15 protein-coding genes are annotated in these 19078 nt (G+C 68.6%); 10 read left to right on the plus strand and 5 right to left on the minus strand.

The window, feature by feature from the left end; translation table 11 throughout:
* The first annotated feature begins 45 nt into the window (after positions 1 to 45).
* From AM586_RS02705 to AM586_RS02715, 3 genes are read left to right on the plus strand one after another with little or no spacing between them, the layout of a single operon-like run.
* Complete coding sequence (locus tag AM586_RS02705) at positions 46 to 1530, plus strand: NAD(P)/FAD-dependent oxidoreductase (RefSeq protein ID WP_047825244.1); 1485 nt, start codon at positions 46 to 48, stop codon at positions 1528 to 1530.
* Positions 1527 to 2336, plus strand: coding sequence for an SDR family oxidoreductase (locus tag AM586_RS02710; protein ID WP_047825245.1), 810 nt, complete (start codon positions 1527 to 1529; stop codon positions 2334 to 2336). Before AM586_RS02705 ends, AM586_RS02710 begins: the two co-directional genes overlap by 4 nt.
* The gene (locus AM586_RS02715) at positions 2333 to 3328 is read left to right on the plus strand and encodes an alpha/beta fold hydrolase (protein ID WP_047825246.1); all 996 of its coding nucleotides are present in this window, start codon (positions 2333 to 2335) and stop codon (positions 3326 to 3328) included. The genes AM586_RS02710 and AM586_RS02715 overlap by 4 nt, the downstream gene beginning before the upstream one ends.
* A 30-nt stretch (positions 3329 to 3358) precedes the next feature.
* Here the strand turns inward: AM586_RS02715 and AM586_RS02720 are convergent, their stop codons facing one another.
* Positions 3359 to 6502: a PAS domain S-box protein gene (locus AM586_RS02720; RefSeq protein ID WP_229411177.1), complete on the minus strand. Its 3144-nt coding sequence runs from the start codon at positions 6500 to 6502 to the stop codon at positions 3359 to 3361.
* Between the two features lie 211 nt (positions 6503 to 6713).
* On the opposite strand from AM586_RS02720, the gene AM586_RS02725 reads away from it, so the two are divergent.
* The 5 genes from AM586_RS02725 (at position 6714) to lpdA (ending at position 13201) form a co-directional block, all read left to right on the plus strand.
* Complete coding sequence (locus tag AM586_RS02725; protein WP_047825248.1) at positions 6714 to 7850, plus strand: SMP-30/gluconolactonase/LRE family protein; 1137 nt, start codon at positions 6714 to 6716, stop codon at positions 7848 to 7850.
* 212 nt (positions 7851 to 8062) lie between these two features.
* Complete coding sequence (locus AM586_RS02730; RefSeq protein ID WP_047825249.1) at positions 8063 to 9295, plus strand: 3-methyl-2-oxobutanoate dehydrogenase (2-methylpropanoyl-transferring) subunit alpha; 1233 nt, start codon at positions 8063 to 8065, stop codon at positions 9293 to 9295.
* Between the two features lie 67 nt (positions 9296 to 9362).
* Positions 9363 to 10367, plus strand: a complete 1005-nt coding sequence (locus AM586_RS02735; RefSeq protein ID WP_047825416.1) for an alpha-ketoacid dehydrogenase subunit beta — start codon at positions 9363 to 9365, stop codon at positions 10365 to 10367.
* 2 nt (positions 10368 to 10369) lie between these two features.
* On the plus strand, positions 10370 to 11746 hold the full coding sequence (locus AM586_RS02740; protein ID WP_047825250.1) for a dihydrolipoamide acetyltransferase family protein: 1377 nt from the start codon (positions 10370 to 10372) through the stop codon (positions 11744 to 11746).
* Positions 11747 to 11755: 9 nt separating this feature from the next.
* Complete coding sequence (gene lpdA, locus AM586_RS02745) at positions 11756 to 13201, plus strand: dihydrolipoyl dehydrogenase (RefSeq protein ID WP_109370413.1); 1446 nt, start codon at positions 11756 to 11758, stop codon at positions 13199 to 13201.
* Here the strand turns inward: lpdA and AM586_RS02750 are convergent, their stop codons facing one another.
* Positions 13202 to 13495, minus strand: a complete 294-nt coding sequence (locus tag AM586_RS02750) for a hypothetical protein (protein WP_047825252.1) — start codon at positions 13493 to 13495, stop codon at positions 13202 to 13204. It lies immediately after the preceding gene.
* 13 nt (positions 13496 to 13508) lie between these two features.
* Positions 13509 to 13826 (minus strand): hypothetical protein, encoded by a 318-nt coding sequence (locus AM586_RS02755; RefSeq protein ID WP_047825253.1) that lies wholly within the window; start codon positions 13824 to 13826, stop codon positions 13509 to 13511.
* 129 nt (positions 13827 to 13955) lie between these two features.
* Here AM586_RS02755 and AM586_RS02760 point away from each other — a divergent pair, with 129 nt between their 5' ends.
* Together AM586_RS02760 and kefC are read left to right on the plus strand one after the other, a co-directional pair.
* A complete protein-coding gene (locus tag AM586_RS02760; RefSeq protein ID WP_047825254.1) occupies positions 13956 to 14513 on the plus strand; it encodes an NAD(P)H-dependent oxidoreductase in 558 nt (185 codons plus the stop codon).
* Positions 14514 to 14516: 3 nt separating this feature from the next.
* Positions 14517 to 16325, plus strand: a complete 1809-nt coding sequence (kefC, locus tag AM586_RS02765) for a glutathione-regulated potassium-efflux system protein KefC (RefSeq protein WP_047825255.1) — start codon at positions 14517 to 14519, stop codon at positions 16323 to 16325.
* Positions 16326 to 16362: 37 nt separating this feature from the next.
* On the opposite strand, the gene AM586_RS02770 is transcribed toward kefC, so the two are convergent.
* Complete coding sequence (locus tag AM586_RS02770; protein WP_047825256.1) at positions 16363 to 18399, minus strand: bifunctional diguanylate cyclase/phosphodiesterase; 2037 nt, start codon at positions 18397 to 18399, stop codon at positions 16363 to 16365.
* Complete coding sequence (locus tag AM586_RS02775) at positions 18396 to 18938, minus strand: heme NO-binding domain-containing protein (RefSeq protein WP_060566897.1); 543 nt, start codon at positions 18936 to 18938, stop codon at positions 18396 to 18398. Before AM586_RS02775 ends, AM586_RS02770 begins: the two co-directional genes overlap by 4 nt.
* Positions 18939 to 19078: the final 140 nt, after the last annotated feature.

Raw genomic sequence — 19078 nt, forward strand, 5'->3', positions numbered from 1 at the left:
GACAATGTACAGTGTCAATAATTAAAACAGAACAAAGAGACGCGAATGTCTGACTCCTCCAGCCCGCAGGCGCCGGAAGGGATGCTGGACGTGCTGATCGTCGGCGCCGGCCTGTCCGGCATCGGCGCGGCCTGGCACCTGCAACGCCACTGTCCCGGCAAGCGCTACGCGATCCTCGAAGCGCGCGACGCCATCGGCGGCACCTGGGACCTGTTCCGCTATCCCGGCGTGCGCTCCGACTCCGACATGTACACCCTCGGCTACGCCTTCCAGCCGTGGACCGCCGGCAAGGCGATCGCCGACGGCCCCTCGATCCGCGACTACATCCGCGACACCGCGCGCGACAACGGCATCGACCGCCACATCCGTTTCCGGCACAAGGCAAGGGCAGCATCCTGGTCGAGCCTTGATGCATGCTGGACCGTGGAGGCCGAGCATGAGGGCGCACCGGTGACGATCCGCGCCCGCTTCCTCTACATGTGCAGCGGCTACTACAGCTACGAGGAAGCCTACCGCCCGGTCTTCGAGGGCGAGGACGCCTACCTGGGCCGCATCGTGCAGCCGCAGTTCTGGCCGCAGGACCTCGACTACCGGGGCAAGCAGGTGGTGGTGGTCGGCAGCGGCGCGACCGCCGTGACCCTGGTGCCGGCGATGGCCGATCGGGCGGCGCACGTGACGATGCTGCAGCGCTCGCCCACCTACGTCGTTACCCGGCCGTCCGAATATGGCTTCGCGCGCAGCTTCCGGCGCTGGCTGCCGGAAAAGGCCGCTTACTGGGCGACGCGCTGGCGCGTGATCGTCGAGAGCATGCTGCTGTACCGCGTGGCGCGCAGCAAGCCGGAGCTGGCCAAGCAGAAGATCGTGGCGATGGCGCGCCACCAGCTGGGCAAGGATTTCGACGTCGGCACCCACTTCACGCCCGACTACAAGCCCTGGGACCAGCGCGTCTGCGTGGTGCCGGACGGCGACCTGTTCAAGGCGATCCGCCAGAAGCGGGCCTCGGTGGCGACCGACCACATCGAGCGCTTCACCGAGACCGGCATCCTGCTCAAGTCCGGCAGGGAGCTGGCGGCGGACGTGGTGGTGCTGGCGACCGGCCTGAAGATCAAGGTGCTCGGCGGCGTGGCCGTCACGGTCGACGGCCAGCCCTTCCGCGCCAGCGAGGCGATGTCGTACAAGGGCATGATGCTGAGCGGCCTGCCGAACTGCGTAATGACCTTCGGTTACACCAACGCGTCCTGGACCCTGAAGGCCGACCTCACCGCCGCGTACGTCTGCCGGCTGCTGCGCTACATGGACCGCAAGGGCATCGCGATCGCGGTGCCGCGCCGCGAAGCCGGGGTCGAGCCCGAGCCCTTCCTGAACTTCACCTCGGGCTACGTGCAGCGCGCCAGGGGAGAACTGCCGCAGCAGGGCTCGCGCCGCCCGTGGCAGGTCTACCAGAACTATCTGCAGGACATGCTCACCATCCGCCACGGCCGCATCGCCGACGGCGTCATGCACTTTGGACCTTCAGGAGTCTTGCCATGAAGCTCAACAACCGCGTCGCCGTGATCACCGGCGCCGGCAGCGGCATCGGCCGCGCTACCGCACTGTCCATGGCCCGCCGCGGCTGCCACCTGGCGCTGGCCGACATCAACGAGGACGCCGTGCAGGACAGCGCCCGCGCGGCCCAGGCGCTTGGCGTACGCGCCAGCGCGCACCGCCTGGACGTGGCCGACCGCGCCGCCGTCGCCGCCTTCCCGGAACAGGTCAGGAGGGTCCACCAGCGGGTCGACATCGTCATGAACAACGCCGGCGTGGCGCTGGGCGGCAGCTTCGAGCAGGTCAGCGAGGCGGATTTCGACTGGCTGCTGGAGATTAACTTCAACGGCGTGGTGCGGATGACGCGCGCCTTCCTGCCGCTGCTGCACCAGTCGGACGACGCCCGCATCGTCAACGTTTCCAGCATCTACGGTATCATCGCCCCGCCCGGCCAGGCCGCCTACGCAGCCAGCAAGTTCGCGGTGCGCGGCTTCTCGAACGTGCTGCGCCATGAGCTGGAAGGCAGCACGGTCGGGATCTCGGTCGTGCATCCGGGCGGCGTCGCCACCTCGATTGCGAAGAACGCCCGCATCCCGCAGGGCGCACCGGCCGACGAGGTCGAACGCGGCCGCAAGACCATGGAAAAGCTGCTGCGCATGGCGCCCGAACAGGCCGGCGAGATCATCGTGCGCGGCATCGAAAAGCGCCAGGCCCGCATCCTGGTCGGCAGCGACGCGAAAGCCGCAGCCTTCCTCGAACGCCTGGCGCCGGTCGGCTACTGGAAGCTCCTGAAGAAAGCGATCAAGCGATGACATCCTTCCTGACCCTGCTCGGCATCCTGGCCGGGACACTGGCGCTGTGCGCCGCCATCCTGGCCCTGTTCACCTGGTACACCGCGCGCAAGGTGGAAAGCGTGCTGCCCGCGAAGGGACGGTACGTCGAGGTGCCCGGCGCGCGCCTGCACGTGCGCGAGTTCGGCGAGCAGCGCGCCGACGCGCCGCCGATCCTGATGATCCACGGCCTGGCCGGCCAGCTCTCGCACTACACCTACGGCGTGGCCGGGCGGCTGGCGGAGCGCCACCGCGTGATCGTGGTCGACCGTCCGGGCTCGGGCTACTCGACCCGCGCGCCGGAAACCGCCGCCGACCTGTCCACCCAGGCCGCCGCGCTGGCGGCCCTGATCCGCACCCTGGGACTCGGCAAGACCTTCGTGGTCGGCCACTCGCTGGGCGGCGCGGTCGCGCTGACGCTGGCGCAGGAGCATCCGGAACAGGTGCTCGGGCTGGCCCTGCTGGCGCCGCTGACCCATATGCGCGACGATGTGCCGGCGGTGTTCAAGGGCCTGACCATCCAGTCGCCGCTGATGCGCAAGCTGCTGGCGTGGACGCTGGCGGTGCCGGCGTCGATCAGGAACAGTACCAGGACGCTCGAAGTCGTGTTCGGCCCGGAGCCGGTGCCGAAGGATTTCGCGCTCAAGGGCGGCGGCCTGCTCAGCCTGCGGCCGTCGGCCTTCCTGTCGGCCTCGAGCGACCTGCAGGCCCTGCCGGCGTACCTGCCGCAGGTGCAGGCGCGCTATCCGGAACTGCGCCTGCCGGTGCACGTCCTGTACGGGAAGGACGACCGCATCCTCGACTGGAAGGCCAACGGCCAGGCGCTGGTCGACAAGGTGCCGGGTGCGCGGCTGGAACTGATCGAGGGCGGGCACATGCTGCCGGTCACGCAGCCGGGGGTGACCGCGAAATTCATCGAGGGCGCGCTGCGGGAGCTGGCGGCGAGCCAGGCGCGGAACGCCGCTGCCGGCTGATTTGGGTCCCCGCCTGCGCGGGGACGACGGCTATGTCACCAGCACCGCCGCCAGCGCCGTCAAGTCATACGGCTTCCTCAGCACCACCGCATCCGGCCAGTTGTTGACCTCACCCTTGCCGGTCGCGAACACGATGCGGATGCCGGGCGCCAGCACGCGCGCCTCGGCGGCCAGCATGTCGCCGGACATGCCGGGCAGCAGGACGTCGGTGATCAGCAGATCGGATTCGTTCGAGATCAGCGCCAGGGCATCCTCGGCGGTGCCGGCCGAGCGCACCTCGTGGCCCAGATGGATCAGCAGGGCTTCGGTACTGTCGCGGATTTCCTCCTCGTCTTCCACCAGCACGATGCACAAAGGCGCCGGGGTCCCGTCCTGGTCGGCGCGCGGGCGCAGGACCGTCGGTTCGTCCAGCGCGCGGCCGCGCTGGTTGGCCAGCACCTGGCGGATGCGGCGCGCCAGGCTTTCGCGCGTGTAGGGCTTGCCGAGCAGTTCGACGCCCGGGTCGAGCCGGCCGCCGTGCACGATCGCATTTTCCGTGTAGCCGGAGGTGAACAGCACCGCCAGGTTGGGCAGGCGCTCGCGCGCCATGCGCGCCAGCTCCGGGCTGCGCAAGGTGCCGGGCATGACGACGTCGGTGAACAGGACGTCGATCGGCACGCCGGACTCCACCACCGCCAGCGCGCTGGCGGCGTCGGCCGCCTTCAGCACGCGGTAGCCGAGCTCGGTCAACATCTCGACGACCGTGGTGCGCACCGCCTCGTCGTCCTCGGCCACCAGGATGGTCTCGGTACCGCCAACGGCCGGCTGCGACTCGACCGGCGCGGCCAGCGCATCCTCGGCCGCCAGGGTGCGCGGCAGGTAGATCTTGACCGTCGTCCCCTGCCCCGGCTCGCTGTAGATCTTCACGTGGCCGCCCGACTGCTTGACGAAGCCGTACACCATCGACAGGCCCAGGCCGGTGCCCTTGCCCTCTTCCTTGGTCGAGAAGAAGGGTTCGAAGGCCTGGCGCAGCACCTCGGGCGTCATGCCGGCGCCGGTGTCGGTCACGCCGATCATCACGTACTGGCCGGGCGCGACGTCGGCGTGGGTGCGGCAGTACAGGTCGTCCAGCACCGCGTTATGGGCTTCGATGGTAAGCCGGCCGGCGCCGTTCATCGCGTCGCGCGCATTGATCGCCAGGTTCAGCACCGCGTTCTCGACCTGGGCGACGTCGACGGCGGTGTTCCACAACCCGCCCGAAATCACCAGCTCGACTTCGATTTCCTCGCCGAGCGAACGGCGCAGCATGTCCTCCATGCCCATCACCACGCGGCTGATCTTGACCACGCGCGGCTCGAGCGGCTGGCGGCGGCCGAACGCCAACAGGTAGCTGGCCAGCTTGGCGCCGCGCTCGACCGCCGAGCGGGCATTGCCGATCCAGCGCTGGCCCTCGCTGCCCTCGCACTGCATTTCGAGCAGCTGCAGGTTGCCGGAAATGATCTGCAACAGGTTGTTGAAGTCGTGCGCCACGCCGCCGGTCAGCTTGCCGACCGTCTCCATCTTCTGCGACTGCTGCAGCGCCAGCTCGGTGCGGCGGATCTGCTCCGCCTGCTCGCGGTCGCCCGTGATGTCGCGCCCGATCGCGTGGATGAAGACGGCGTCGGGCGCGGCCGACCACGACAGCAGGCACCAGCTGCCATCTTTCCGCCGGAAGCGGTTCTCGAACTTGTACACGTAATGGCCGTCGCCGAGCGATGCCATCTGGGCCGAGGTGGCGGCCTGGTCGTCCGGGTGCACCAGATCGAGGAAATTGCGACCGACGATGTCCGACTCGAGCCAACCCAGCAGCGAGCCGAAGGCCGGGCTGACCGCTTCGACCCGGCCGTCGAAGCCGGCGACCAGCATGATGTCCTTCGACAGGCGCCACATGCGGTCGCGTTCCGCGGTGCGCTGCGTGACCTTTTCTTCCAGGCTGGCGTTCAGCTGCTCCAGGCGCTGCTCGCCCTGCTTGCGGTCCTCGATGTCGGTATTCGTGCCGACCCAGCCGGACAGTTCGCCGTCCGGCCCGCGCTGCGCCACCGCGCGCGCCAGGTGCCAGCGGTAGCTGCCGTCGTGGGCGCGCAGGCGCATCTCGGCTTCATAGGTGGAACCGGAGGCGACTGCGATGGCCCAGCGCGTCGTCACCTGGGCCAGGTCGTCCGGATGCACGATGGCGGTCCAGCCGGTGCCGCCCAGCGCCTCGAATCCCAGGCCGCTGTAGGCATAGGCGTGATCGTTGAACCAGTCGCTCTTGCCGTCCGCGGTGGCGCTCCAGACCTGGTGCGGGATCGCATGGGCGAAGCTGTGGAAGCGGGCCTCGCTGCCGCGCAGCGCCTGCTCCGCCAGCACCCGTTCGGTGACGTCATGGCCATGCACGAACACCCCGGTGACGTCGCCGTCCACGTTGCGCTGCGCCTGGTAGACGAAGTCGACGTAATACAGGCGGCGCTGGTGGCCGGCGCCGGCCAGCCACAATGGCGCGGCGTTGGCGGTATGCGGCTCGCCGCTGCGGTAGACCTGGTCGAGCAGGTCGACGAAGCCCTGCGGCACGGTTTCCGGCAGCGCCTGGCGGATCGGACGGCCCAGCACCGGGCGCTGGCCGATCAGCGTGCTGCAGGCCGCGTTCACGAGGGCGAACACATGGTCCGGCCCGGTCAACTGGGCGATGAAGCCGGGCGCCTGCTGGAAGATGGCGCGCAGGCGGCTGTGCTCGGCATCCAGGCCGGCCACGGCCCGCACCTTGGCGGTGGACTCGATCACCAGCGCCAGCGCGCCGAGAATGGCGCCGTCCTCGCCGGTGACCGGCGAGTAGTCGAGATCGAACCAGCACGCCGCCGGCAGGCCGTCGCGCTCCAGCGTCAGCGGGTGGTCGCGGTAGGACAGCGTGCCGCCGCCCAGCACCGTATCCAGCACCTTGGTATTCAGGGCGGCCGCCTCGGGCCAGGCATCGACGGCGCGGCTGCCGAAGATGGCCGGATGGCGCGCGCCGGACAGCGCCGCATAGCCTTCGTTGTAGATCAGGATACCGTCGCGCCCCCAGAGGGTGGCGATCGGCACCGGCGAGCGCAGGATCAGGTCGAGCGTGGTGCGCATCGCCGCCGGCCAGCGGGAAACCGGGCCGACGCTGGTGCCGCTCCAGTCGAAGCTATCGATCATTTTCCCGAGGTTTCCGCCTACATCGCCAAAGTTCCTGGCCGGAGCCGCGTCGCGCATCGCCATCTTGTCAATCTGCCTAGAGTCTTATGAGGACAGCAATTGTAAAGCGTTTGAAGTTTCTACGAAACACGATTTACGGTAGCGTGCCGCCCGGAAATTTTTCGTATAGACTCATGCAATATTTACAATAAGAACCCCAGGGAGAAAACCCATGCGACGCCCTCCGCTCGGCGCTGCCGCGCTGCTGCTGCTCGTCCTCGGCGCCAGCCTGAGCCTCAGGCCGGCGCCAGCCGATCCGGTGGCCTGGCGCGCGCCGCCGAACCCGGGCTACAGCGGCCCGTATGCCGCCAACACCCGGCTGGCGGCGCTCTCGCGCATCTCCCTGGACGGCGCCTCCGGGCCGGAACACGTGGGGCTGGGTCCGGACGGCAATCTGTATGCGGCGGTCGACGGCGGCAGCGTGCTGCGCATGCGACCCGACGGCAGCGGCCAGGAAGTGTGGGCGCAGACCGGCGGCCGGGTGCTGGGTTTCGCGTTCGACGAGCGCGGCCGCATGATCGCCGCCGACGCCTTCCGCGGCCTGCTGGCGATCGCCGCCGAGGCGCCGCACCATGTGACGGTGCTGGCCGACCACATGCCGGACGGCGAGCCGATCCGCTTTCCGGATGCGGTGACGATCGGGCGCGACGGCAGCATCTATTTCACCGATGCGTCGCGGCGCTATGCCCCGGCCGATTACGGCAGCCCCTTCGAGGCCAGCCTGCTCGACTACCTCGACCACCGCCCGACCGGGCGCGTGCTGGTCTACCGGCCTGACCGCAAGATCGAGGTGGTGGCCGACGGCCTGTCCTTCGCCAACGGCATCGTGCTGTCGGAGGACGGCCGCTCGCTGTTCGTGGCCGAAAGCGGCGCCTACCGGGTCTGGCGCATCGATGCCGATGCGCGCGGCCTCGACCTGGCCCACGGCCCGGCGGCGCAGGCCCGCGTGGTCCTCGACGACCTGCCGGGCTTCCCGGACAACCTGACGCGCGGCCTGGACGGCCGCATCTGGCTGGGCCTCGCCAAGCCGCGCACCGCCGCGGCCGATGCGATGGCCGCGCATCCTTTCCTGCGCAAGCTGGCGCTGCGCCTGCCGCGCTTCCTGTGGCCGGTGCCGCCCGCCTACGGCCACGTGCTCGCGTTCACCGAGGACGGCCAGGTCGTCGCCGACCTGCAGGATCCGCAGGGCGCCTATCCGGACACCACCGGCGTGCTGGAGACGGCCGACCGCCTGTACATCCAGAGCGTGCATGCCGATTCTCTCGGCTGGCTGCCGTCAGCGCGCGCCGGATTGCCGCCGAAGCGCTGAGCAGCGCCGCGCACGCTTGCCCGAACCGGCATGGCTTCGCTGCGCTGCGTGCTAGTGTCTTGTCCTGATCCTGCGGGACGGGCGCGTCCCCGAGGCAGCCAGTTCGTGCTGCAAAGCAGCAGAAATATATTCTCGCAAAACGTGCGTGCGCGGTCTTGCCGCAATTAATATTATTTCTGCCGCACACACCTTTACCGAGGGGAAAGTGAACTATGAGCCAGAGTCAACCTCTGTCGCTGCATGTCCCGGAGCCTACCGGCCGTCCGGGTTGCAAGACTGATTTTTCGTACCTGAACCTGAATCCGGCCGGCGCCGTCCCGCGTCCACCCGTGGACGTGCGCTACCAGGACACCCTGGAGCTGGCGTCCAGCCTGATCCGCGTGCTCGACGAGAACGACGACGCCGTCGGTCCGTGGGCGCCGGAGCTCGACAAGGAGACCCTCCTGTCCGGCCTGCGCACCATGATGAAGACCCGGATCTTCGACGCCCGCATGGTCATCGGCCAGCGCCAGAAGAAGATGTCGTTCTACATGACCTCGCTCGGCGAGGAAGCGATCGGCAGCGCGCACGCGCTCGCGCTGATGGACGGCGACATGTGCTTCCCCACCTACCGCCAGCAAAGCCTGCTGATGGCGCGCCGCTATCCGCTGGTCGAGATGATCTGCCAGCTGCTGTCGAACGAACGCGATCCGCTCAAGGGCCGCCAGCTGCCGGTGATGTATTCATCCAAGAAGGACGGCTTCTTCACGATTTCCGGCAACCTCGCCACCCAGATCCCGCAGGCGGTCGGCTGGGCCATGGCTTCCGCGATCAAGGGCGACACGAAAATCGCCTCCGGCTGGATCGGCGACGGCGCCACCGCCGAAAGCGACTTCCACACCGGCCTGACCTTCGCCCACGTCTACCAGGCGCCCGTGATCTTCAACGTCGTCAACAACCAGTGGGCGATCTCGACCTTCCAGGCCATCGCCGGCGGCGAGAGCGTCACCTTCGCCGCGCGCGGGGTCGGCGCCGGCATCGCCTCGCTGCGCGTGGACGGCAACGACTTCCTGGCCGTGTACGCGGCTTCCTGCTGGGCCGCCCAGCGCGCCCGCCGCAACCTCGGCCCGACCCTGATCGAATGGGTCACCTACCGCGCCGGCCCGCACTCGACCTCCGACGATCCCTCGCGCTACCGTCCCGCCGACGAATGGACCTACTTCCCGCTGGGCGACCCGATCGGCCGCCTGCGCCGCCACCTGGTCAGGAAGGGCTGGTGGTCGGACGCCGAGCACGAAGCGCTGCAGGCCGAGCTGGAAGCCGAGATCCTGGCCGCGCAGAAGGAAGCCGAACAATACGGCACGCTGATCGACGGTCGCGTGCCGAGCGCCGCATCGATGTTCGAGGACGTCTACAAGGACATGCCCGAACACCTGCGCCGCCAACGTCAACAACTGGGGGTGTGAGGTGATGCGAGACATCGACAAGGATCAGGCGGCCGAGCAGGCCGCCGAACAGGCGGCGGGCACGCCGATGACCATGATCCAGGCCCTGCGCTCGGCCATGGACGTGATGATGGGACGCGACGACAACGTTGTGGTGTACGGCCAGGACGTCGGCTACTTCGGCGGCGTGTTCCGGGTCACCGACGGCCTGCAGGCCAAGTACGGCAGGCAGCGCGTGTTCGACGCCCCGATCTCGGAAGGCGGCATCGTCGGCACCGCGGTCGGCATGGCGGCCTACGGTCTGCGCCCGGTGGTCGAGATCCAGTTCGCCGACTATTTCTATCCGGCGACCGACCAGATCGTGTCCGAGGCGGCGCGCCTGCGCTACCGCTCGGCCGGCGACTTCACCTCGCCGCTGACGATCCGCATGCCTTGCGGCGGCGGCATCTACGGCGGCCAGACCCACAGCCAGAGCCCGGAAGCCTTCTTCACCCACGTCTGCGGCCTGCGCACCGTGATGCCCTCGAATCCCTACGATGCGAAGGGCCTGCTGATCGCCTCGATCGAGAACGACGATCCGGTGATCTTCCTGGAGCCCAAGCGCCTCTACAACGGTCCCTTCGACGGCCACCACGACCGTCCGGTGGTGTCCTGGTCCAAGCATGCGCTGGGCAAGGTCCCGGAAGGCTACTACACGGTCCCGCTGGACAAGGCCGCGGTGTTCCGCCCCGGTTCCGACCTGACCGTGCTGACCTACGGGACCATGGTCTGGGTATCGGAAGCCGCCGCCGCCGAGACCGGCATCGACGCCGAGATCATCGACCTGCGCACCCTGTGGCCGCTCGACCTCGAGACCATCGTCGAATCGGTGAAGAAGACCGGGCGCTGCGTCGTGGTCCACGAGGCGACCAGGACCAGCGGCTTCGGCGCCGAACTGGCCGCGCTGGTGCAGGAACACTGCTTCTACCACCTGGAAGCGCCGATCGAGCGCGTGACCGGCTGGGACACCCCGTACCCGCATGCGCAGGAATGGGCGTACTTCCCGGGACCGGACCGCGTCGGCGCGGCATTCAAACGAGCGATGGAGGCATAAAGGTGGGTATTCACGTCATCAAGATGCCCGACCTGGGCGAAGGCATTGCGGAATGCGAAGTGGTGGCCTGGCGCGTCCAGCCCGGCGACAGCGTCAAGGAAGACCAGGTCGTGGCCGACGTCATGACCGACAAGGCGACGGTCGAGATCCCGTCGCCCGTGCATGGGACCGTCACGGCCCTGGGCGGCAAGGTCGGCGAATCGCTGGCCGTGGGCGCCGAACTGATCCGCCTCGACGTCGAGGGCGCGGGCAACTTCAAGGGCGAGGCCGTGAAACCGGCAGCCGCCGCCGGCAGCGGCGCCGCACCGGCCGCGGACGAGCCGGCGGATGTCCCGCACGGCTTCGTACCGGAGCCGCAGCGGGTCGCGGCGGGCGCCGCCAGCGTGGCTGCACCGCCCGCCCCACCTGCCCAGCCCGCCCGTCCGGCGGCCCCGGCCGCCCCGGCACCCCAGGGCAAGGGGGCGGGTTCGCCCGCGGCTTTCCGTGATGCGAACGAAAAACCGTTGGCCGCGCCGGCCGTGCGCAAGCGCGCCTGGGACATGGGCATCGAGCTGCAGTACGTGGCCGGCAGCGGCCAGGCCGGCCGCATTACGCACGCCGACCTCGACGCCTATGTGGCCGGCCGCCGGGGCGGTCGCGCCGCGCACGGCGCCGGCCAGGATGGGCGCTACGCCGAGCTGCATGGCGAGGAAGCGGTGCCCCTGATCGGTCTGCGCCGCAAGATCGCCGAGAAGATGCAGCTGTCGAAGCGCCAGATCCCGCACTTCACCTATGTCGAGGAAGTCGACGTCACCGAGCTCGAAGCCCTGCGCGGCCAGCTGAACGCGCGCTACGGCGACGAGCGCGGCAAGCTGACCCTGCTGCCGCTGCTGATGCGCGCCGTGGTGCTGGCGATCCGCAAGTTCCCCGAGGTCAATGCCCGCTTCGACGACCAGGCCGGCATCGTGACCCGCTACCAGCCGGTCCACCTCGGCATCGCCACCCAGACCGACGCCGGCCTGATGGTACCCGTGATCCGCAATGCCGAAGCGCGCGATCCGTGGTCGAGCGCCAAGGAGATCCTGCGCCTGGCGGACGCCGCCCGCACCGGCAAGGCCGCGCGCGACGAGCTGTCCGGCTCGACCATCACCATCACCAGCCTCGGCCCGCTCGGCGGCATCGTCAGCACGCCGGTGATCAACCATCCGGAAGTGGCGATCGTGGGCGTCAACCGCATCCTCGAGCGCCCGGTCGTGAAAAACGGCGGCCTGGTGCCGCGCAAGCTGATGAACCTGTCGTCCTCCTTCGACCACCGGGTCATCGACGGCATGGTCGCGGCGGAGTTCATCCAGACCGTGCGCGGCTACCTCGAATCCCCGGCAACGCTGTTCGTCGAGTAAAGGACATAGATCAAGATGACGATGGAAACGACTTTACTCATCATCGGCGGCGGCCCCGGCGGCTACGTGGCCGCCATCCGCGCCGGGCAGCTCGGCATCAGGACCGTGCTGGTCGAAGGCGAGCAGCTGGGTGGCACCTGCCTGAACGTGGGCTGCATCCCGTCCAAGGCGCTGATCCACGCGGCCGAGGAATTCCACAAGGCCTGCCATTACGCGGCTCAGGGGCCTGATGCGTCGCCGCTGGGCATCCGCGCGTCGGCGCCCAGCATCGACTTGAACCGGACCGTGGCCTGGAAGGACGGCATCGTCAAGCGCCTGACCGGCGGCGTCGGCGCCCTGCTGAAGAAGAACGGCGTGCAGGTCGTGCGCGGCTGGGCCAGGATCCTGGACGGCAAGACGGTCGAGGTCACCGGCCTTGATGCCGGCAAGACTGGCGCGGCCAACGACGCCGGCGGCCAGACCACCCGCATCCGCTGCGAGCACCTGCTGCTGGCGACCGGCTCCGAAGCGGTCGAACTGCCCTTCCTGCCCTTCGGCGGCAATGTGGTCTCCGCCACCGAAGCGCTCTCCCCCGACACCCTGCCGGCACACCTGGTGGTGGTCGGCGCCGGCTACATCGGCCTGGAGCTGGGCACCGCCTACCGCAAGCTGGGCGCGCGCGTCACGGTGGTGGAAGCCGCCGGCCGCGTGCTCCCGGCCTACGACGACGAGCTGGCGCGTCCGGTGGCGGCGCGCCTGAAGGCGCTGGGCGTGGAGCTGCACCTGGAATCGAGCGTGCTGGGCCTGAGCGAGGACGGCAAGGCCGTGCGCATGAAGAACGGCGGCGGCGAAGAGGTGTCGATCGCCGCCGACCGGGTGCTGGTGGCGGTCGGCCGCCGCCCGCGGACCGGCGGCTTCAACCTCGAGAGCCTGATGCTGGACATGAACGGCCGCGCGGTCCGCATCGACAACCAGTGCCGCACCTCGATGCGCAACGTCTGGGCGATCGGCGACCTGGCCGGCGAACCGATGCTGGCCCACCGCGCGATGGCGCAGGGCGAGATGGTGGCCGAGATCATCGCCGGCAAGCGCCGTCACTTCATGCCGGCGGCGATTCCGGCGGTCTGCTTCACCGATCCGGAAGTGGTGGTGGTCGGCCTGAGCCCGCAGGAGGCCGCGAAACAGGGCCTGGACTGCATCAGCGCCAGCTTCCCCTTCGCTGCCAATGGGCGCGCCATGACGCTCGAAGCCACGGAAGGCTTCGTGCGCGTGGTCGCACGGAAGGACAATCACCTGATCGTCGGCTGGCAGGCCGTCGGTGGCGCGGTGTCCGAGCTCGGCACGGCCTTCGTGCAGTCAATCGAGATGGGGGCGCAACTGGAGGACGTGGGTGGGACGATTCACGCCCACCCGACGCTGGGCGAGGCGGTGCAGGAGGCGGCGCTGAGGGCGCTGGGGCACGCCCTGCATATTTGATTACTTCTTCGGCTCCTCATCCTCCGACTGCCTGCTCCCCGCATTCCCGGTGCTCAGGCTCTCGGTCCCGCCCAGGCCGGTCTGCAGTTCGCCCGCTTCCTCCCCGGGGATGACGCCCTGCTGCGACCGGCCGACGTCGCTGTGCCCCCAGTCGCGGTGCCGGTGACCGACGCCGCCGGTACCGGGGGCGCCGCCGGACTGGGCGTTGCCTTCGGCCCCGGCCTGGCTGCGACCCCAGTCGTTATGCTGGTTGCCCGGGCCTTGCGGGTCCTTGCCGTCTTTCTGCGTTGCCATATCTGCCTCCCGTTCAGGGTTTCTGGCTGTCATCTTTGCCCGTCTGGCGGTTGCCGGGGTCGCCGCCGATCTTGTTGCCGATTCCGTCCAGGCCGGTCTCGACCGCGCCCGGCATGCTTGGACGGAAGCCCTGCTTGCGCTCCTGCTCGGAGTCGGAGGTCATCAAATCGTCCGTCCGCGCATCGGACTGGCTGTTGCCGCCGTCACCCGACATCCGGCCGATGTCGCCGGTGCCGCCCGCGCCCACGCTGCCGGCCGAGCTGCTGCCGTCCTTCGTGACCTGGTCGTAGTTGCGGCCTTTCGCGTCCTTGCCTTCGCTTTGCATCGACATGCGAATCTCCTCTGCGGTGAAGTATCGGGGCATCATAGTCCGATAAACCGCCACGGAACATAGGCAGGCGCCGGTCTGGCTTGTAGGACATGTCGGGCGAGGCCTTGTGGTTGTGGAATAATCAAGTCCATGAGCGAACAACACATCCTCGTCCTGTATGCCCACCCTGCCCCGCACCGCTCGCCGGTCAACCGCCGGCTGGCGGATGCCGCGCGCGCCACGCCCGGGGTCGTGGTCCAGGACCTGTACGACACCTATCCCGACTTCGATATCGACGCCGAGCACGAACGCGCGCTGGTCCGCGGCGCCCGTCTGCTGGTCTTCCTGCACCCGATCCGCTGGTACGGCATGCCCTCGCTGCTGAAGGAGTGGATGGACGTGGTGATGGTGCCCGGCTGGGCCTACGGCAAGCCCGATTCCGCCCTGCGCGGCAAGGGCTACTGGCTGGTGGCGACCACCGGCAGCGGCCCAGAGGCCTACCAGCCGGGCGGCCTGCATGGACGGCCTTTCGCCGACTTCCTCGCGCCCTTCGAACAGACGGCCGCCCTGTGCGGCATGGACTGGATCGAACCGCTGCTGATGCATGGCGCGGCCCAGGCCGGCGAGGCGGCGGTCGAGGCCCACGTGGCAGAATTCCAGCGCCGCCTGCAGGCCTATGCGGCGCCGCTGCTGACTACCGGGGAGTAGACCATGGAACACAGCCTGCTGACCAACGCCCTGGTCTACCTCGCCGCCGCCGTGGTCGCGGTGCCGCTCTCGAAGCGCCTCGGCATGGGCACCGTGCTCGGCTACCTGGCCGCCGGGATCCTGATCGGGCCCTACGGCCTGAAACTGATCGGCAACGTCGAGGACGCGCTGCACTTCGCCGAATTCGGGGTGGTGCTGCTGCTGTTCCTGATCGGCCTGGAGCTGGAGCCGGACCGCCTGTGGGCGCTGCGCCGGCCCATCTTCGGCTGGGGCGGCGCCCAGGTGGCCCTCGTCGCCGCAAGCCTGTTCGGCGCGGCGCTGCTGGCCGGGGTCGGCTGGAAACTGGCGCTGATCGCCGGTCTCGGGCTGTCGCTGTCCTCGACCGCGATCGCCCTCGCGTCGCTGGAAGAGCGCAACCTGATGCCCACCCCGGCGGGCCAGGCCGGCTTCGCGATCCTGCTGTTCCAGGACATCGCCGCGATCCCGATGATCGCCATCGTGCCCCTGCTCGGCATCCCCGACGACGCCGGCTCGAGCGGCAACTTCTGGCTGGCGACCTTCAAGGTGGTCGGGGTACTGGCCGGGATCATCGTCGGCGGCCGCTACCTGGTGCGCCCGCTGCTGCAGGTCATTGCCCGCACCGACACCCGCGAGATCTTCACCGCCTTCGCCCTGCTGCTGGTGATCGCCATTGCGCTGCTGATGCAGTGGATCGAGATGTCGATGGCGCTGGGGTCCTTCATGGCCGGCGTGCTGCTGGCCGATTCCGAGTACCGCCATGCGCTGGAGACCGACCTCGAACCCTTCAAGGGCCTGCTGCTCGGCTTGTTCTTCATCGCGGTCGGCATGTCGGTCGATTTCGCCGTCTTCCTTGCCCACCCCGCACTGATCCTGGGGCTGGTGAGCGGCTTCCTGCTCATCAAGATCGCCGTGCTGTACAGCCTGTCGCGCGTGTTCGGCATCGCCCGCGGCCAGCACCTGCAGTTCGCGCTGCTGCTGTCGCAGGGCGGCGAATTCGCCTTCGTGGTATTCGGCGCGGCCGCCACTGCGCGCGTCTTCACCGAGGAGACGGCCTCGATGCTGGTGGTCGTGGTGGCGCTGTCGATGGTGGTCACGCCGCTGGTGCTGATGGCCCATGACAAGCTGTCGGCGCGCCGTGAAGGCGCCGACGCGAAGCCGGAAGCGGACGAGATCGAGCCGAACGAAGACCACGTCATCATCGCCGGCTTCGGCCGCTTCGGCCAGATCGTCGGCCGCTTCCTGAACGCGAACGGCGTCAAGCTGACGGTGCTCGACCACGACCCCGACCAGATCGAGGTGCTGCGCCGCTTCGGCTTCAAGGTCTTTTATGGCGATGCCACCCGTGCGGACCTGCTGCGCGCCGCTGGCGCCGCCCGCGCCCGCGCCCTGGTGGTGGCGATCGACGACATCGAGGACAGCCTCGACCTGGTCGAGACCGTGCGGCGCGACTGGCCGGAACTCCAGATCTTCGCCCGCGCACGCAACGTCACCCACTGGTATCAATTGATGGACCGCGGCGTGACCATGATCGAGCGCGAAACCTTCGAATCGGCCCTGCAGCTGGGCCGCACCGTGCTCACCGCGGGCCTCGGCCACAACGCCTACCGCATCCGCCAGGCCGCGTTCAAATTCAGGAAACACAATGTCGCCAACGTGCTTGCGGTCTACCCGTACTACAAGGACCGCGAGCAGTACGTATCGATGGCCAAGCAGGCGCGCGAGGAGCTGGAGGAGATGATCGCGCGCGACAGGCGGGCGCAGGAGGGGGAAACGCGGCACGACTGGGATTGAGTGCCTGTTCGCCCCCGCCGCACGTGCGCCGTGAAATCTAGGCGATCAAGCCCGCATTCCGGCGTTCGTCCTCGCCCTGCGCCGCCAGCGCCGCTTCCGCAGCCTCGGGCGCCAGCGGCCGGTAATAAAAGTAACCCTGCACGAAATCGCTGCCCATCTCGCGCAGCAAATCGAGTTCGGCGTCGGTCTCGACGCCTTCCGCCACCACGTCCAGTTTCAGGGCGCGCGCCAGCATCAGCACGACCTCGACGATCTGGCGCTTGTCGTCGAAGCGGTCGAGCTGGCTGACGAAGGAGCGGTCGATCTTCAGGGTGTCGATCGGCAGGCGGCGCAGGTAGCTGAGCGAGGAGTAACCGGTACCGAAATCGTCCAGGCTGACCCGTACCCCGAGCGCTTTCAACTCGGCGAACACGGTGAGCGCGTGCTCGGCATCGGCCATGACGGCGCTCTCGGTCAGCTCCAGCTTCAGGCTGGCCGGCCGGATGCCGGTCTCGCGCAGCACCCGCCGCACGACCTCGACCAGTTCGCCGCCCGTGAACTGCACCGCCGACACGTTCACGCTCATGTCGAGCTGCATGTCGTAGCTCTGCTGCCAGACGCTGAGCTGGCGGCAAGCCTGTTCCAGCACCCACCCGCCGATCGCCTCGATCAGGCCGATTTCCTCGGCGACCGGGATGAATTCATTTGGCGGCACCAGCCCATGCGTCGGATGCTGCCAGCGCAGGAGGGCTTCGAAGCCGCCGACCCGGCCGTCGCGCGGCGACACGATCGGCTGGTATTGCAAAAACAGTTCGCGCTGCGGCAAGGCGTCGCGCAGGTCCGCTTCCAGTTGCAGGCGCCGGACGGCGGCCAGCTGCATGGTCTGGTCGAACATCACCCAGCGTGCGCGCCCGGTCTGCTTGGCGTGGTACATCGCGATGTCGGCGTCGCGCAGGATGTCCTCGACGTCGGCATAGCCGCTGGCGCTGAGGGCGATGCCGACGCTGGCGGTGACGAACACGCGCTGGTCCGCCACCTCGAAGGGCTCGGCCAGCACCGCCATGATGCGCTCCGCGACCACGATCGCGCGCTCGGCGCTGCCGATCCGGTCGAGCAGGATCACGAATTCGTCGCCGCCCAGTCGCGCGACCACGTTCTCGTCGCCCAGCGCGACGTCGCGCGCCACCAGGTCGGTCTGGCGCAGGCAGGCCGCCAGGCGGCGTGCGGTGCCGATGATCAGCTGGTCGCCGGACTGGTGTCCCAGGCCGTCGTTGATCGACTTGAAGCGGTCGAGGTCGACGAAGAGCACGGCGAAATGGCTGTCCGGCGCGCGCTGCGACCGCAGCAAGAGATGCTGGAGGCGGTCCAGGAACAGCTTGCGGTTGCCCAGCTGGGTGAGCGGGTCGTGCAAGGCGTCATGGACCAGCTGGTCCTGGGCGCGGCGGCGTTCGATCACACGTCCGAGCTGGGTGCCGATCTGCGCCATCAGGCGCAGCATCGATTCGCCCGGCGCCTGCCGTTCGAGGCTGAAGAACTCGAGCACGGCGACCACCTCGGCGCCGATCATGACCGGGAAGGCGAACAGCGAGGCGAAGCCGGCGCCGACGATCTCCGTCAGGCGCGGGAGCTCGGCCAGGGTGACCGCCGCGACGTCGATCCACACCGGCGCGCCGCTTGCCACGACCTGCCCCGGCAGCCCGGCGCCGAGCGCAAATTCGCTCGCTTCGGTAAGGGCGCGCAGGGTCTGGAGCGGAACGCAGTCTGCGCGCGCGCCGCTGTCGTGCCAGACCGTGGTGGAATCGAAACGTCGCTCGCCGTCCTGCCCGGCGATCAGCCACAAATGGCCGAGCGGCCAGTTCGCGTAGCGGCACACCGCTTCCAGCGCGCGCTGCATCGCGTCGTTGACGCCATCGGCCTCGTTCGCGGCCACGGCGATCTTCTCCAGCAGGCCGATTTCCTGCTGGCGCTGGAACAGGTCGCGCAGCCCGCGTTCCGCAATGGCTTCGGCTTCATGGCGCGCGGCTACCTCGCGCCTGAGGCGCCGCTCCAGCCGCGCGATGTCGGCATCGGGCGATGGACTGCCGGCGCTGTTCATTGCGGCAGGCTGCGGACGTGGAACAGGCAGCGCTCGGCGCCGTGGTGCATGCACTGGCTCTGCTCGACATCCAGCCGCTCGCCGTAATGGTCGGCGGCGCCGTGCATGAAGCCCTCCGCGAGCGCGCACAGGCGGCGCGGCGAGTTGTAGCCGATCGACAGGACGTCGGCAAGGCTGGTGTCGAAATCGAACACCGGCGTCTGCGCGCCCGGATACAGCTTGCGTACCTCGGGATGAATGATGTTATTCAGCGTCAGCAGGTAACTGCGCACATTGTCATGGTTGCCGAAAAATGCGGGATAGCGCCTGGCCAGCAGCGGCATCGCCTGACGGCCGAACCAGCGCAGGACGTCTTCCTGCGGCAGCGCGAGCGTCTCGGAAGCGACCTTCACCAGCGCGAAAATTTCATCGTCGCTGTAGCTGCCCAGCGAGGTGTAGGCGCCGTCCAGTCCGGCCGCGTCGAGCAGTTGGTCCCATGCGGCGTCGCCATAGGCCTTGCTGACGACCTCTTCCAGCAGATTGAAAACGATGCCCTTCATTGTGTTGCCCTCTAATAAAAGATTCAGTAATGCTATCGGGCTCCACTGAACGACAGGTCAGCCTCATTGCGCCACCGCGAATATTGCCTGAAATCAACAAATAGATCAAATTTTATCGGCTCGCTTTTCACTCCCGTCCG

The sequence above is a fragment of the Massilia sp. WG5 genome (assembly GCF_001412595.2).
Taxonomy (GTDB): Bacteria; Pseudomonadota; Gammaproteobacteria; order Burkholderiales; family Burkholderiaceae_D; genus Telluria.

Bases quoted from the DNA above. Each gene is read 5' to 3' on its own strand.
- AM586_RS02770 (WP_047825256.1), bottom strand. From the start codon at position 18,399: ATGAACAGCGCCGGCAGTCCATCGCCCGATGCCGACATCGCGCGGCTG.
- AM586_RS02705 (WP_047825244.1), top strand. From the start codon at position 46: ATGTCTGACTCCTCCAGCCCGCAGGCGCCGGAAGGGATGCTGGACGTG.
- AM586_RS02775 (WP_060566897.1), bottom strand. From the start codon at position 18,938: ATGAAGGGCATCGTTTTCAATCTGCTGGAAGAGGTCGTCAGCAAGGCC.
- AM586_RS02750 (WP_047825252.1), bottom strand. From the start codon at position 13,495: ATGGCAACGCAGAAAGACGGCAAGGACCCGCAAGGCCCGGGCAACCAG.
- kefC (WP_047825255.1), top strand. From the start codon at position 14,517: ATGGAACACAGCCTGCTGACCAACGCCCTGGTCTACCTCGCCGCCGCC.
- AM586_RS02735 (WP_047825416.1), top strand. From the start codon at position 9,363: ATGACCATGATCCAGGCCCTGCGCTCGGCCATGGACGTGATGATGGGA.
- AM586_RS02760 (WP_047825254.1), top strand. From the start codon at position 13,956: ATGAGCGAACAACACATCCTCGTCCTGTATGCCCACCCTGCCCCGCAC.
- AM586_RS02710 (WP_047825245.1), top strand. From the start codon at position 1,527: ATGAAGCTCAACAACCGCGTCGCCGTGATCACCGGCGCCGGCAGCGGC.
- AM586_RS02725 (WP_047825248.1), top strand. From the start codon at position 6,714: ATGCGACGCCCTCCGCTCGGCGCTGCCGCGCTGCTGCTGCTCGTCCTC.
- AM586_RS02720 (WP_229411177.1), bottom strand. From the start codon at position 6,502: ATGATCGATAGCTTCGACTGGAGCGGCACCAGCGTCGGCCCGGTTTCC.
- AM586_RS02715 (WP_047825246.1), top strand. From the start codon at position 2,333: ATGACATCCTTCCTGACCCTGCTCGGCATCCTGGCCGGGACACTGGCG.
- AM586_RS02755 (WP_047825253.1), bottom strand. From the start codon at position 13,826: ATGTCGATGCAAAGCGAAGGCAAGGACGCGAAAGGCCGCAACTACGAC.
- AM586_RS02730 (WP_047825249.1), top strand. From the start codon at position 8,063: ATGAGCCAGAGTCAACCTCTGTCGCTGCATGTCCCGGAGCCTACCGGC.